Source organism: Microcystis sp. LE19-131.1A (assembly GCF_027532015.1).
Classification (GTDB): domain Bacteria; phylum Cyanobacteriota; class Cyanobacteriia; order Cyanobacteriales; family Microcystaceae; genus Microcystis; species Microcystis ichthyoblabe_A.
Window position 1 is genome coordinate 1 of sequence record NZ_JAPZSS010000294.1, and the last position, 13,972, is coordinate 13,972.

At 44.9% G+C, this 13,972-nt stretch carries 15 protein-coding genes and 2 pseudogenes; 7 read left to right on the plus strand and 10 right to left on the minus strand.

Going from position 1 to position 13,972, the window contains the following annotated elements; genetic code table 11:
* Both O9323_RS20755 and O9323_RS20760 read right to left on the minus strand, forming a co-directional pair.
* The coding region (locus tag O9323_RS20755) for a transposase (RefSeq protein ID WP_288125692.1) at positions 1-564 on the minus strand (564 nt) is incomplete at its 3' end.
* Complete coding sequence (locus O9323_RS20760) at positions 506-1,171, minus strand: IS110 family RNA-guided transposase (RefSeq protein WP_130758649.1); 666 nt, start codon at positions 1,169-1,171, stop codon at positions 506-508. The genes O9323_RS20760 and O9323_RS20755, both read right to left, overlap by 59 nt.
* Before the next feature lie 505 nt (positions 1,172-1,676).
* On the opposite strand from O9323_RS20760, the gene O9323_RS20765 reads away from it, so the two are divergent.
* Positions 1,677-2,507, plus strand: a complete 831-nt coding sequence (locus tag O9323_RS20765; protein ID WP_002751676.1) for a hypothetical protein — start codon at positions 1,677-1,679, stop codon at positions 2,505-2,507.
* 129 nt (positions 2,508-2,636) lie between these two features.
* Here the strand turns inward: O9323_RS20765 and O9323_RS20770 are convergent, their stop codons facing one another.
* Both O9323_RS20770 and O9323_RS20775 read right to left on the minus strand, forming a co-directional pair.
* Positions 2,637-3,320, minus strand: a complete 684-nt coding sequence (locus O9323_RS20770; RefSeq protein ID WP_288125693.1) for a DALR anticodon-binding domain-containing protein — start codon at positions 3,318-3,320, stop codon at positions 2,637-2,639.
* A gap of 82 nt (positions 3,321-3,402) precedes the next feature.
* A complete protein-coding gene (locus O9323_RS20775; protein ID WP_288125694.1) occupies positions 3,403-3,648 on the minus strand; it encodes a hypothetical protein in 246 nt (81 codons plus the stop codon).
* A 21-nt stretch (positions 3,649-3,669) separates the two neighbouring features.
* Between O9323_RS20775 and O9323_RS20780 the strand changes: the two genes are divergently transcribed.
* Positions 3,670-5,784, plus strand: a complete 2,115-nt coding sequence (locus tag O9323_RS20780) for a pentapeptide repeat-containing protein (RefSeq protein WP_288125695.1) — start codon at positions 3,670-3,672, stop codon at positions 5,782-5,784.
* Positions 5,785-5,834: 50 nt separating this feature from the next.
* Here the strand turns inward: O9323_RS20780 and O9323_RS20785 are convergent.
* A pseudogene (locus tag O9323_RS20785) lies at positions 5,835-5,900 on the minus strand (DUF29 domain-containing protein); the annotation flags it as partial.
* 367 nt (positions 5,901-6,267) lie between these two features.
* Here O9323_RS20785 and O9323_RS20790 point away from each other — a divergent pair.
* Both O9323_RS20790 and O9323_RS20795 read left to right on the plus strand, forming a co-directional pair.
* The gene (locus O9323_RS20790) at positions 6,268-6,573 is read left to right on the plus strand and encodes a ribbon-helix-helix domain-containing protein (RefSeq protein WP_288125696.1); all 306 of its coding nucleotides are present in this window, start codon (positions 6,268-6,270) and stop codon (positions 6,571-6,573) included.
* The gene (locus O9323_RS20795) at positions 6,563-7,009 is read left to right on the plus strand and encodes a PIN domain-containing protein (RefSeq protein WP_002778830.1); all 447 of its coding nucleotides are present in this window, start codon (positions 6,563-6,565) and stop codon (positions 7,007-7,009) included. The genes O9323_RS20790 and O9323_RS20795 overlap by 11 nt, the downstream gene beginning before the upstream one ends.
* A 161-nt stretch (positions 7,010-7,170) precedes the next feature.
* Here O9323_RS20795 and O9323_RS20800 read toward each other — a convergent pair whose 3' ends face one another.
* From O9323_RS20800 to O9323_RS20810, 3 genes are all read right to left on the minus strand, one after another.
* Positions 7,171-8,037, minus strand: a complete 867-nt coding sequence (locus O9323_RS20800; protein WP_024969220.1) for a transglutaminase family protein — start codon at positions 8,035-8,037, stop codon at positions 7,171-7,173.
* The gene (locus tag O9323_RS20805) at positions 8,037-9,038 is read right to left on the minus strand and encodes an alpha-E domain-containing protein (protein WP_024969219.1); all 1,002 of its coding nucleotides are present in this window, start codon (positions 9,036-9,038) and stop codon (positions 8,037-8,039) included. The genes O9323_RS20800 and O9323_RS20805 overlap by 1 nt, the downstream gene beginning before the upstream one ends.
* Before the next feature lie 82 nt (positions 9,039-9,120).
* The gene (locus O9323_RS20810; protein WP_016516520.1) at positions 9,121-10,557 is read right to left on the minus strand and encodes a circularly permuted type 2 ATP-grasp protein; all 1,437 of its coding nucleotides are present in this window, start codon (positions 10,555-10,557) and stop codon (positions 9,121-9,123) included.
* A gap of 238 nt (positions 10,558-10,795) precedes the next feature.
* Between O9323_RS20810 and petB the strand changes: the two genes are divergently transcribed.
* Positions 10,796-11,464, plus strand: coding sequence for a cytochrome b6 (gene petB / locus O9323_RS20815; protein WP_002738970.1), 669 nt, complete (start codon positions 10,796-10,798; stop codon positions 11,462-11,464).
* A 51-nt stretch (positions 11,465-11,515) separates the two neighbouring features.
* A complete protein-coding gene (gene petD, locus O9323_RS20820) occupies positions 11,516-11,998 on the plus strand; it encodes a cytochrome b6-f complex subunit IV (RefSeq protein WP_002738373.1) in 483 nt (160 codons plus the stop codon).
* Positions 11,999-12,085: 87 nt separating this feature from the next.
* Here the strand turns inward: petD and O9323_RS20825 are convergent, their stop codons facing one another.
* Positions 12,086-12,895 (minus strand): squalene/phytoene synthase family protein, encoded by an 810-nt coding sequence (locus tag O9323_RS20825; protein WP_130758356.1) that lies wholly within the window; start codon positions 12,893-12,895, stop codon positions 12,086-12,088.
* Positions 12,896-13,164: 269 nt separating this feature from the next.
* Positions 13,165-13,389 (minus strand): hypothetical protein, encoded by a 225-nt coding sequence (locus O9323_RS20830; protein WP_002751690.1) that lies wholly within the window; start codon positions 13,387-13,389, stop codon positions 13,165-13,167.
* 429 nt (positions 13,390-13,818) lie between these two features.
* Here O9323_RS20830 and O9323_RS20835 point away from each other — a divergent pair.
* Positions 13,819-13,972 (plus strand): annotated as a pseudogene (locus O9323_RS20835) (transposase); the annotation flags it as partial.

Below are 13,972 nucleotides of genomic sequence, written 5' to 3' on the forward strand. Positions count from 1 at the left end.
TGCTGTCTGACTGCGTCCTAAACTGGCGGCGGCTTGTCGAAATGCCAAGTTCGCCCGACTATCGGTCTTCTTGGTTCTCGTGCGTATGACTTTGCCGCCAGTCTTCTGGTTTTGGGGACATAGCCCCAGCCAAGAGGTAAAGTGCTTAACCGTCGGCCATTTGCTCATATCAGTGCCTATCTCCGATAAAATGCTCTGAATACTCAAGATATTCAGCCCGTCAATCTGAGTTAAATCCACCCCAGCCATTTGATACAGGGCTGGTCGGATATCTGACGGTGGATCGTTTTTGGGGCGAATGGCAGGAGGACGAGTGGCTGGGGGTAGAGGTTGTTCCTTGATATCTATTTTGGGTTCAAAACAAGCTAGTTGCCGCTCTATCTCTCCATCACAAGCTCTTAGCTTCTCTGTATAGAGGTCGTAGAGTTCAACTGTCTGTCGTAAGGTGAAGAGAAGTTCGTTTCGATAGTCTCCTTCCAATGATTTGGCAATTTCTTCTTCATTTTTACGACAGCGATGATCTCGATGCTTGGCTAATTCCTTGGGGTCGTGCTGACCGGACAATATATCCCGAATAATGCGTAGTCCAGTCACTCGGAGTGACATCGCTGATGACGTTGGTTAGCTTTAGATTCATCTGCTGTAGAACTTTCTGAATATGCTGAATGTGGCTGGCTCGATAGCGCAGGAGCATTTCTCGATGCCGGACTAACGCACGCAATACACAAGTGGCTTCGTCTGGACGGAAGGATTTATGCAGTAATCCGTAGGTATGCAGTTGTTGAATCCATTGACAGTCTAAAATGTCTGTCTTTTTGCCCGTGACATTTTTGATGTATCGGGCATTGACCAAATACACTTCAAATCCCTGGGATTCGAGGATTTGGAAAATAGGTATCCAATATACGCCTGTCGATTCCATTGCTACTGTCGTTACTTGACATTCTCGAAGCCATTGGGCTAGGGCATTCAAGTCGGCGGTAAAGGTGGGAAATACCCTGACTGATTGCTCTGTCCTCCCGGATGGCACACAAGCGTAAATTTCTCGGTCTCCTACGTCTAATCCGGCTGCATTCAGGTTGATTTGGGATAAGCTATCTAATCTTGGCACTTTTACTGCTTTTGATGAGCTACAAGTAGGACTACCTTTAGTATTAACTTTTCTCTTCATTAGGTCTGTCGTTCCTCAACTTTATGGGATCAAGTTCAGACCCAACGATGCTCTGATATTCGCTAGTCTTCTAAACGGGGTCTCTTTTCAGAGCCACCAATGCCTAAACCATTGATCGCTGGAACCACGCTAACTATCGGGCTATGAAGCACCAAGCTCGCCTCGGTCTTAACTGTCCGAACAGTCTCATTTTATCTTTGATCGCGTTATTCTATATCCTATTGGATTTCCTTCAGTTTCTTTCACCCTGAAGGTGCGTAGCGCTGTCGGTCGCTATCTAGGAATTAGTCGATTCCCCTCTCCTCTCCAACTTATTGAAAAAACTTCTCATTAAGTATTGACAAAAATTCCTAATAAGCTTATGGTTATTTATAGTGTTCTCCTCTTAAGGATCGGCAGTGGAACCGCGCGGCAGTCTCTAACAATGCGGTTCCCATTTTTTTTTGGAACGATAGAAGGCTTTTAACGTCTCTAAACTTCTAGGTTTCCTCATCCTTTGGCTTTTATGAACGATAATTCCGACCTGTACCTCGATCATCTCACCCATGCGGATACTGTCATCACTGCTGAAATTGTCGAGCATGAGAGTCAATCAACAGATGAGACAGATTGGGCAGCTCTATCCTCTCATTTACGTCAACAAAATCAAGAATTACAAGCGGAGATCTGGCGACGGGAGCAAGCTCTGGCGGAACTGCGATCGCGGTTAGCCGAGCAACATCGTCGCTGGCAAAGTTGCGATACCCTAATCCAGCAGCAAAACGAGGAACTGCAATACGAAAAGCAACAATTACAGCGAGCTTTAGGAGAAATCGAACAGTATCGTCAAGCAGAACAACGGCAACCGATGATTATTGCCAATTTGACCGCAGAATTGACCCGCACGCGCCAACAATTAGCCCGTTTAGAGCGAGAATGTGCCTTAATTCAGGAAAGTTATCAGGAAAAAAGCCAAAAACTGTGCAACTATGACCAGCAATTGCAGGAATTACGCACCCGTCTCCAACGTCAGCAACGCTACACCCTCCAGTATAAAGCGGCCTTGGCCCAGTATTTCCAGCGCGGTAGCGATCGCAATTTTTCCCCAGATTTAGCCATTGTTGACAAGGCAGCTGCGATCGAGCCTTGGTCTCAGACAGAGAATCAAGAAAACGATGAAGTGGCTCCCATCGATGATTTTGTAGCGGAATTAGAGACTATTGAGCCAGTAGAATCCTTAAATAAGAAAGACAGGGATTGGCCCGCACCTATCATCTCTCCTTCCCCGAAATATTCCTCTTTTCGGGTTGATTTGCCCACTTTTATTAAATATCGCCAAGAAAAAGATAATTCCTGAACAACAGAAAGAGAGCCGGCGACTGTCCATGTTTCGTCTCGGCTCTCTATTCTGGTTCGCTCCTCACACTAATTAAAATCTATCATAAGCTGATGGTTTTGTCCACTAAATTCACAAAAGTTAATATTTTTATAGTTCCGTCATCGGCAGCAGTTGCCATTTTTGACGGAGAAGAAGGTTAAGTAGTTTTTGACTGACGCTAATCAGGACTAATCTCGATCGCTGAATTGGGGATGATTCTCCGATAATGCGACAGTTACGCTCAAAATTGAGCATCGCTTCGCAAAAATTTGCAGTTAGGGGATAGAGTTTCTGGCCTTCCCAACAATCGCAAACGGTTAAAATTTGCAGGATTAAGGCTATTTCGGCGGGATGATGCCATGATAATAGTTCAGACTCGGTTAATCTAATTTTTTCCCGATTGAGCAGTTGTAACAAACTAGAATAGCGAGCGTGGGTATATTGAAATAAAAAGAAAAATTCTCCTTCGGGATGGAGAGGAAGCTGATCAGAGAAAAATTTATCAATTGAATCGTTTAGTTTCAGTAACCAAAAGGACAAAAATTGCTGATCTAATAATAATTCTAGCCATCCTTCCCTAAGCTGAATTTGTGGAAAAAGGGCGATTAAATGGTTAAATATAGCTTGACATTGAGCGGGAGTAAAATAATAAAACAGAGGTGAACGATAGAGGATACTATCAGTTTTTAGGCAACGATAGAAAGTTAATTTATGGTTGTTTTCTGGAAAAATATTAATTAATTGTTGTTTTAAACAATACTCGATCGAGGGATGATTGCAGATAAAATTCATACTCAGAAGGGTAAACGTAGTTGCGTGCGCCCAAAACGTCCTCTAGATATTTCCACCAAATTGAGATGCACCCAAATTATCCCTATTCTTCTTCCTTCCACACAAACACCAGAAGAGCCGGTTTTCGGCTATTGTAGTAGATATCTATGGGGGAAATCCAGATATATTCTAGAACGTGAGGTGGGGAACCTGACGCGATTGCCCATAAAAATGCCAGGTTTTTGAACGTGGACTCGTTGAACCAAGAATCCCGAAGTGCTGGGGTGGGAGTATCAATCAGATTCTCTAAAGAAACCCGCTTTCTGACTTGTAGTAAGATTGAGGGCATAGTATGGCAATTTCGTAGGCGATGAAGGCAGCGGCAGTTATTGAACAGTACAAAAACGGGCGGCGGGATTTCCGGGGGGAATCCTTGCGGGGTGGTAACTTTCGCGGCACGGACTTAGCAGAGGCGGATTTCAGTGGCTGTGATATACGCGGGGCAAATTTTAGTCGGGCGAATTTGACGGGGGTGAAGTTTGCTGGGGCGAAGGCGGGATTGCCGAAGCGGTGGCTGATGATTTTGCTGGGGTTGGCTTTGGTGTTAATTGTGGTTTCGAGTTTTTTTTCCTCCGCAGCCGCTTATCTGGTGGGCTTAATTTTTGATTCATCCAGTACACAAAACCAAGTTGCTGGTTGGTCAATCTTAATTCTTCTCATCTGTTTTTGCGCTGTCACTTGGCGTAAAAATATTTTGGCCGGAGCCCTAGCCGTAGCCCTAGCCGTAGTCTTCGCCGTAGCCCTAGCCGTAGCCCTAGCCCTAGCCGGAGCCGTAGCCGGAGCCGTAGCCGTAGCCCTAGCCCTAGCCGGAGCCGTAGCCCTAGCCGTAGCTGGAGCCGGAGCCGGAGCCGTAGCCCTAGCCCTAGCCGTAGCCGGAGCCGGAGCCGGAGCCGGAGCCGTAGCCGTAGCCGTAGCCGTAGCCAGAGCCGTAGCCCTAGCCGTAGCCCTAGCCGGAGAGGATGCCGTATCCGGAGCCGTATCCGGAGCCGGAGCCGGAGCCGTAGCCGGAGCCGTAGCCAGAGCCGTAGCCGGAGCCTTGACATTACTTTTCTGTTGGCTCGGTTGGTTGACCCTTAAACAAGAACACCGCGATCCTTGGTTGCGTAAAATTGTGATAGCCTTTGCTGCTATTGGTGGCACATCCTTTTTTCAAGCTAATTTAACCGCAATAGATTTTACAGGAGCCACCTTAAAAAGTACCAATTTTAATCAGGCAATCTTGAATAAAACAATTTTTAAACAAGCAATTAAATTGGAATTAGCCCGCCCCGGCCATACCTTATTAGCCAATCCCCGGGTTAGAGAATTTTTGATTGATTCCCGCACCGGAAGCGGAAAAGACTTTGCCCAAGCCAATTTACGGGGGGCATACCTGGAGGGGGCAAACCTGCAAGCTGCTAACTTGCGCCTAGCGAATATCAGTGAAGCCAGCTTGCAATACGCCAATCTTGCGGGGGCAAACCTCACCGAAGTCAACGCCGTCAATACCGATTTGCGCCATGCTACTCTGACGGGTGCTTGCGTGGAAAATTGGAATATTGATGCCACCACCCAACTGGATGAGATTGACTGCCAGTATATTTACCTGCTTAATGGGCAAAAAGAACGCCGCCCCAGCAGTGGTGAATTTCAACCGGGCGAATTTACTAAATTATTTGCCGAAATGTTCGACACCGTTGACCTCATTTTCCGCAATGGGGTAGATTGGAAAGCTTTCATCGCTGCCTTAAAAGAAGTACAAGTGCAGAATGAAGATACGCCGCTTCAGATACAGAGCATTGCCAATAAAGGAGATGGCGTGATAGTGGTAAAAGTCGATGTACCACCCGACACTGATAAAGAGAAAATTCATCAAGAATTTAACCAAAATTATCAACTACAACTCGCAGCCGTCGAAGCCCAATATAAGGCACAACTCACCGCCAAAGAGACGGAAATTGCCATCTATCGCCAACAAAGTGTTGATATGATGGAAATTACCAAAACCCTCGCCAACCGTCCCATCCATGTAGAAGCAAAAGCCATGAGCAACAGTAACGACAGTTCCCCAAATATTACCATCCGCGATATTAATAATTCTGCCGTCAATTTCGGCGAAATCATCGGCGATGTAACCAATACCATTAACCAAATTGCAGCCGATGCTTCCCCAGAAAACGCCCAACTTAAAGCTTTACTGCAAGAACTAACCCAGGCGATTGAAATTGACAGCCATTTAGATGAAGAAGAAAAAGCCGAAGCCGCCAATCAAGTGAAAAAGATTGCCCAAGCTAGTCAAAATCCTGATGATGCCGGACTGCAAAAGAAAGCCCAACGAGCGGTTAATTTTCTCGAAACAATTGCTAAAGCTTTGGAACCTGCCAGCAAACTTGCCCAAGCCTCTCAAAAAGCCTTACCGATAATTTTGAAAATATTAGGCTTCTGATAGGTTTGTAGTTGCGCTTTAGCGCAGTTCTAGTTAGGGCTATAGCATCCTCGTAACTGTTTTACCGTCTCTTTTAGCCATTGATTATAATCAGTTTCGTAGGCAGTTGACGACATAATTTAACTCTCCATAGAAAATTACTTAAATGGCTTTCTAAGTAGGTAGGTGTTAAAAGTTCTCAGAAACCCCCCTTATCAAGGCGGGCAGGGGGGATCGAACCCACAATCCATCTTTAATTTAATTATAACCAGCTACTTATCTAGGGTTAGCTGAATAAATCTACTTTTCTTGCACAGGAGAATTACGGTCAGGAAATTCTAGCAAATATACTCCATCCCCGTCTATTAAGAAATATTACAAAAAGCATGAGTAGATTAAGAAAGGTTAATGGGTGTATCCATTGATAGATAGGGGGTTTTGGTTTTTATAGTATATATGCACTAAGCAAATTCAGATATATAGAAAAACTGGCGATTACGATTCATGACGGTTATAGTAATGTATAATGTAATGTATATAATTAAACTGGCTATGGTCAGCAAAATCCGCAAGCAAATTTATATCGAAGCCGAGCAGAATAATTTACTGAAAGAGAAGGCCCGACAGACGGGACTGAGTGAGGCCGAGATCATCCGACAGGCGATCGACCAACACATAATTTCCCTCAACTCTCCCACCCCGAACTTGAGCGCTTGGGAGCGAGAAAAGGCCTTTATCGCCGGTCTCGAAAACCGCCCATCACAACCGGGTAAAAGGGATTGGCGAAGGGAGGATCTCTATGAACGATAGAGTCCTGCTCGATACCAATATTCTGGTCTATCTCTACGATATCGCCGAGAAAAGCAAACGGGAACGGGCATTAACCGTTGTCGATGACCTGATCCGCACCACCCGCGCCGTCATCAGCCCGCAGGTGATGGGAGAATTCTTTCAGGCCGTCACCCGCAGCCGTCGCCCCCTGCTAACCCACGAAGAGGCTCTGGCCCGCATCCGTCAATATCTAATAGCCTGTGAGGTAGTTCCGATCACCGAGTTGATCGTTCTGGAAGCCACCCGTGGAGTAGAAAGTTACCAGTTTTCCTACTGGGATGCCCAGATCTGGGCGACCGCTCGCTTAAATCAAATCACCACGGTCTATAGCGAGGATTTTAATTCCGGGGCTACCATTGAGGGAATTCATTTCGTCAACCCCCTGAACGATGGCGGCAGACTTTCTTTTGGGTAAGATAGCTGTAGTTTCGCCAAGATTCCCAAGAAGGCGAGGGCGGCGGCTTCTTAACGAAGGCAGGAGGCGGTCGGCCGTTTTTGTAACGGGGATTTATGCCCCGCTCCCAAAACTTTTCGCCTTGTTGCTGTGCCAAATCCTTGACCCATAAACAATCACCCTCAAGATAACAAATCGAGCGCAATTGTCGATGATAGCTGAGATTCTATCACTTGATGACCGAGACTAACAGGTCGAGCATTTCCCTCTACCGGGGCGCAATAACGGGGAATTGGACTAGAAACGAGGCTAATATGACGGTCACTCACCGCTAATCCATGGCTAGGATCATAGCCTTTCCAGCCGCCCCCCGGCAAATACACCTCTACCCAAGCGTGTAAATGTCTTTCTTCTTGGTCTAAATCTCCTTCTTGATAGCCACTGACAAAACGGGAAGCTAATCCCACACAGCGACACACATCCATAAATAAAACCACAAAATCGCGACAGGAACCCTGCTTATTTTTCCAAGTGTTTCCGGGTAGATAGGGTTCCCCGTTAAGACGAATAATTTGCTGACAATTTCGGTAAATTTTGTCATTAAGATTAAATAGAAAAGATAGCACCTGTCCTTCGGTTTCCTGCATAATTTCTTGGGCTAATGCTGCCATATCAGGGTCATTATTTAACCCATAGAATTGTCTGTAGGGTTGTAATTGACTGTGGAGAGAAATAGGATAATCAAAGGGTAAACAGGTCGCCCAAGGTTCCAACAAATACTGAAAAGGATTAACCCCATGGGTTTCCACTTCACTGACCACATCAATCAATAATTCTTCCGTCGGTTGATTAAACCAAATTTGTAAACAAGAATTACCATCAAGGTCGATAATATTAGTTATTGTTAAAGGTTCTGGGTTAATTTTGAGCGTGAACTCTCGCAAAGTTTGCCCACCATCGGATTTTGGCCGCAAGCGCAGCAGATGAGGCGATAAAATCACGGGTTGATTATAGAAATAGTTGGTTTGATGCCGAATGTGATAACGCATTAAGTTGTTAATTGGGATTGATATTGAAAGTTATTTACTGGCAGAGGTGGGGCAAGTTCGGGATTAAAAACAAAGAAAGTTTCTGTCATTTTTATTCCCACATCATTAACTCTTTTTTGAATATGGTCGAGGAATTCATGCAATCCCATTTCAATAACATCCTCGATAGTTAGATAACTCATTTCGGCACAAAGTCGCCCTAAACTTCTTTCTACCGAATTGCCCCAAGTTCCTACAGGAGTACCGGTAACTTGATGCAAACAGTGGTCTAATTCCCGCAGACAAAAGTGAATTGAACGAGGAAATTCTCGATTAAGAATTAAAAATTCGGCCACGTCACTAGGAGTAATCCGTCGTTGACATTTACGATACATTTCGTAGGCACTCACCGACCGCAGTAAAGCAATCCATTGAATTTGGTCTAGAGAAGTTCCTACCCATTGAGCGGAAGGTAAGAGATAATAGTATTTAACATCAAGAATTCTGGCGGTTTTATCGGCGCGTTCCTGTAATCTTCCCATAACGCCAAAATGCCAACCTTCATTATGAGTCATCGTTGCATCCATTACCCCCGCAAAACGGTGACTAGCTAATTTAACTTGGGTAAAAAAGTTCGGTAAAGTAGTTTGAGGATGGTAAGAGGAAGCATCTTTTACCATCAAGAAAAAACCATTAACCTGTTCCCACATTTCCGAAGAAATAATCTCGCGAACTGACCGAGCATTTTCTCTGGCCCAGCGCAAACAAGAGATAATTGAGTTACTATATTCCGTGTCAAATGTCAAGAAATTGATCACATTTTCTGCGGTGGCTGTGCCGTAACGTTCCTTGAATTGTTCTAAATCTCCCGTGGTTAAAACCAAAGGTTCCCACTGTTGCAAAACGCTGGTAGGTACATCTAACATTAAATTAAGATTAACATCCATAAACCGGGCGACATTTTCTGCCCGTTCAATATAGCGATTTAACCAATAAATTGAATCAGCAACTCTACTAAGCATAATTAACTGGGAAAAAGTGAAAAGGAAAAAGAAAAGGGTAGGGTGGGTTAGTAACCCACCAAAATTTTGATTATTGTCCTGATTACTTGGTTAAAACCCAAGTGTCTTTACTGCCACCACCTTGAGAGGAATTAACCACTAAAGAACCCTTTTTCAAAGCCACGCGAGTTAACCCCCCTGGATGCACATAAATTTCATCGCCACGATGGAGAATATAGGGACGTAAATCCACATGACGACCTTCAACTTCCGTGTCAATTAAAGTGGGAACCCTAGAAAGACTTAACACCGGTTGAGCGATATAATTGCGGGGATTAGCAGCAATGCGTGGGGCAAATTCTGCCCTTTGTTCGGGGGTAGCTTGGGAACCGACTAACATCCCATAACCTCCCGACTCATTAGCGGCTTTCACAACTAATTTATCGAGATTATTTAAGACATAATCTAAGTCCTTTTCTCGCCAACAAAGATAGGTAGGAACGTTATTTAAAATCGCTTCTTCTCCCAGATAATAACGAATCATATCGGGGACAAAAGCATAAATAACCTTATCATCGGCAACTCCCGTACCCGGGGCATTAGCTAAAGCGACGCGACCTTCCTGGAAAACTTTTAATAATCCGGGTACACCTAACATCGAATCGGGACGAAAAACCGCCGGATCTAAAAAGTCATCATCGAGGCGACGATAGACCACATCTACCCGTCTTAATCCCTTGGTGGTTTTCATTTGTAGATAACCATCAAAGACAACTAAATCACGCCCTTCCACTAATTCTACCCCCATTTGTTGGGCAATAAAAGAATGTTCAAAGTAGGCAGAATTATAGGTTCCGGGGGTTAAAACCACCACGGTGGGATTAGGTAATTGGGCTGGGGCTAAATTGAGGAGAGTTTCCAACAGATGGGAAGGATAATCATCCACCGGTTTAACATTCATTGTCTGGAAAATATCGGGGAAAGTGCTTTTCATTACCCGACGATTTTCGAGGACATAGGAAATACCGGAAGGAACCCGCAAATTATCCTCTAAAACGTACCATTGACCATCTTTATCGCGGACTAAATCGGTTCCCGTGATGTGACACCAGATACCTCCGGCGGGTTTCAGTCCCACACAGGGTTTCAGAAATCCCGTCGCCGAGGCGATTAATTCGGGGGGAATAATGCCATCTTTAATGATTAACTGGTCATTGTAGATATCGGAGAGAAAAAGATTGAGAGCTTTGATGCGTTGTTTCAGTCCTCTTTCTAAATAATCCCAGTCCTCAGCCGAGACAATTCGGGGAATAATATCAAAAGGAAAGATTTTTTCCACCCCTTGATTGTCGCTATAGACATTGAAAGTCACCCCCAATTCAAACAGGGCCGACTGAGCCGTTTCCCGGTGTTGTTGAAGTTCTCGGGGCGGCAGATTCTGCAACCATTTGATTAAAGGGGACGAGTGGGGACGAGGTTGACCATCATCTAAGAATAGTTCGTCGTAGAAGCCTTCGGGATCGTAGGTATTTAATAGCACGCTGACCTCATTTCATACCTTACCTATTCCCAGTGTCGGACAATTGGCCTGATTTTTTGTAGTCTAGGAGACATTTTAAGGGAAATTTTAGGAAGTTAGCCGTTTTTCGTCCCTAGCGATCGCCAATCGATCCCCACCGGTGGAGAAACCTGACCGGAGCGAGAATTAGACCTGAAAACTGTGTTACATTTTTTAAAGGTCACACATTAAATCTTTCATTTTTCTTACTGGTTACGCGATGTTTACCAAACAAGTAACGGATTCTAAAGCCTATCAATGGTTTGAGGAACGCTTAGAAATTCAAGGGATCGCTGATGATATCAGCACCAAATACGTTCCCCCTCACGTCAATATCTTCTACTGTCTGGGTGGCATCACCCTTGTGTGCTTCGTGATCCAGTTTGCCACTGGTTTCGCCATGACCTTCTACTACAAACCCACTGTAGCAGAGGCCCTCTCCTCCGTACAGTACATCATGAACGAAGTTAACTTTGGCTGGTTAATTCGTTCTATCCATCGCTGGTCCGCCAGTATGATGGTCTTAATGATGATCCTGCACGTTTTCCGCGTTTACCTGACCGGTGGATTCAAAAAACCTCGCGAATTAACCTGGGTAACTGGGGTTGTCCTGGCCGTAATCACCGTTAGCTTCGGTGTCACCGGTTACTCCTTACCCTGGGATCAGGTGGGTTACTGGGCGGTTAAAATTGTTTCCGGTGTACCTGCTGCTATTCCCGTCGTCGGTGATCAACTCGTCACCCTGATGCGCGGTAGCGAAAGCGTCGGTCAAGCAACTTTAACCCGTTTCTACAGCTTACATACTTTTGTACTACCCTGGTCGATCGCGGTCTTCATGTTGCTACATTTCTTGATGATCCGTAAACAAGGCATTTCTGGGCCTCTATAATTCAGAAAAATATCTCTGTCGATCCGAAATCATTTTTAGGAGACATTATCCATGTCCACATTAAAAAAGCCCGATCTCAGCGATCCCGCTCTGCGCGCTAAGTTGGCTAAAGGGATGGGTCACAACTACTACGGTGAACCCGCTTGGCCTAACGATCTGCTCTATGTCTTCCCGGTGGTTATCTTTGGTACGATCGGACTCTGCACCGGTTTAGCGATTATGGATCCCACCATGATCGGTGAACCTGCCGATCCTTTCGCTACTCCCCTAGAAATTCTGCCAGAGTGGTATCTTTATCCCGTTTTCCAAATTCTCCGTATTCTTCCTAACAAACTCTTAGGTATCGCTTGCATGGCTGGCGTTCCCCTAGGCTTGATGTTAGTTCCTTTTATTGAAAGCGTCAATAAATTCCAAAATCCTTTCCGTCGTCCCGTCGCTACCGCTATCTTCCTATTTGGTACTGTGGTCACGATCTGGTTAGGTATTGGTGCCACTTTCCCCATCGATATATCTTTAACTCTCGGTTTGTTCTAAGTTACTGAACTCCGGCAGTTTTTTGCCCACGCTTGTGATTCCTGACTTTGGAAGAGCGATCGTGGGCAATTTTAATTGTGATTTCCTCTAACGGGTAATTTGTTGTACCAAAGCGATAACATCACTGCGGCTGAGTTTTTCCTTACCTAACGCTAGGACTTCGAGAGTGCCATGGGCTAAAGCGAGGGGAATCTTACAAAAATCGAGTGCTGGCCCTTGGGGCAGCGATTGAGTGTAATAATCGGCTAATTTCAGATTACGACGGGCATAATTATGAATATCACTAATTGTCCAACCCTGGGGCAGAAAACTTACCCCCCGGCGCAGATCCTCGCCATGGTTGCGGGCAATATTAACCGCTTGTAAACCCCGACCAAAACCGAGGGCATAACTGCGATTAGTTTCGGTGCCGTCGTACCAATTCCAGAGGTCAGACAGCAATAAACCCACGGCACCGGCCACACTAAAGGTATATTGATCTAATTGCACTTCTGTGCGAATATCCCAGTTATTCCCGGCCCAGTAGGCCATGCGATCGGCCATGGCCGCCGTGGCATCCCAAACCCGGGGGGCGATCGAATCCGGTGCTAACATTGCCCATTCGCCAATTCTCAGAGTGACTTCCGGCAAAATCTCCCGATGGACTAAGCCAAAAGTAAAATCCTCTTTGGTAGAATTTTGGGTACCTGCTTGTAAATTCAGGCTAATTTGTCTTAATATCTGGGCTTTACTGAAGTTATCTAGGTCGGGATGGTCTTCTACTTCATCGATCGCCCTCATACAGAGATAAGCTGAGGCTACTGCCTCGAGCAGACGATCCGGTAAACGACTTATGGGGATATAAAAAGTTCGACTCGTTTCTTGCAGAATCGTTAAAGCATTATCGCGCAAATTCATTCAGTCCACTCCTCACGCCAACTTAGGTAACTACGAGTTAAACCAATCAGATAGATCGGTTTAGGTGATTCCGATGTTCCTAAGACAAAGTTGCTGTCTATTGTAGTATGATTATTCAAAATTTCCCGATTATTCTCGAAAAAATCAACCATTAGGGTCTTCTTGACAATTTTTCTTTCTCGTATAGCTGAGGGACAATTACGTCAATTTTTCGAGATTACAGGCTTAAAAAGTGGTTTTTGCCAGTTTTTAAGCAGTATTTTGCGGTTTCATGGCAGGGATTGAAAGGAGGTCACTTGTAAAATTGGCCCGATCATGGCCAGAGTCATCACATCCGAGCGAATTTGACCTATAACTGTCACTTTTGCCTTTGTTTGGATTAATTCGGCGGGCGGTTCCATTAATTCGTAGGTTTGACCGTTATCGGCAATTAATGCCCAAGTTCCCGTGCCTATTTCGATTCTTTTTACCTGGCCCGTTACACTAAAACTCATGCTTTAATTTCCCTGAACGAGGCGATCGCAATTGCCGCCCCTGTTACGAGCATTCTATCGATATCTTTGCTCGGCATTGATTGTCAATTTTGGCAGAATTTAACCCCATAAATCAGTTTTTTTTATCTAAAAAGCGATCGCTACTTCCGCCACCACCGCTAAGAGGGAGGCCACAGCCGCTAGAATTATTATTTCTTGATCGGATTGTCTCATAGCCATCTGAGTATAAATTACCTAAAATGTCGGATGAATGCCCCCGCTAGATTTTTCAACAAGATACTAACTAAAATTAGCGAGGGATGAAATCCGACCAGAATATCAATGACCCTGAGCGAAGTCGAAGGGTCAGCAACGGAGTATCGATTTGATTCTATCATTTGTAAGTAAACTGTGTTATAATCTACTTAAACAATGGTCGAGAATTGTTAGATGCTAGTCGTAAAAGCAAAGCTAAAAAACGGGACACTAGAGCAATATCACCGGCTTGATGAAGCTATCAAAACTTCTCAGTTTGTGCGTAATTCTTGTGTTCGTTATTGGATGGATCATAAGGGTACAACCCGCAATAATCTCCAAAAACTTT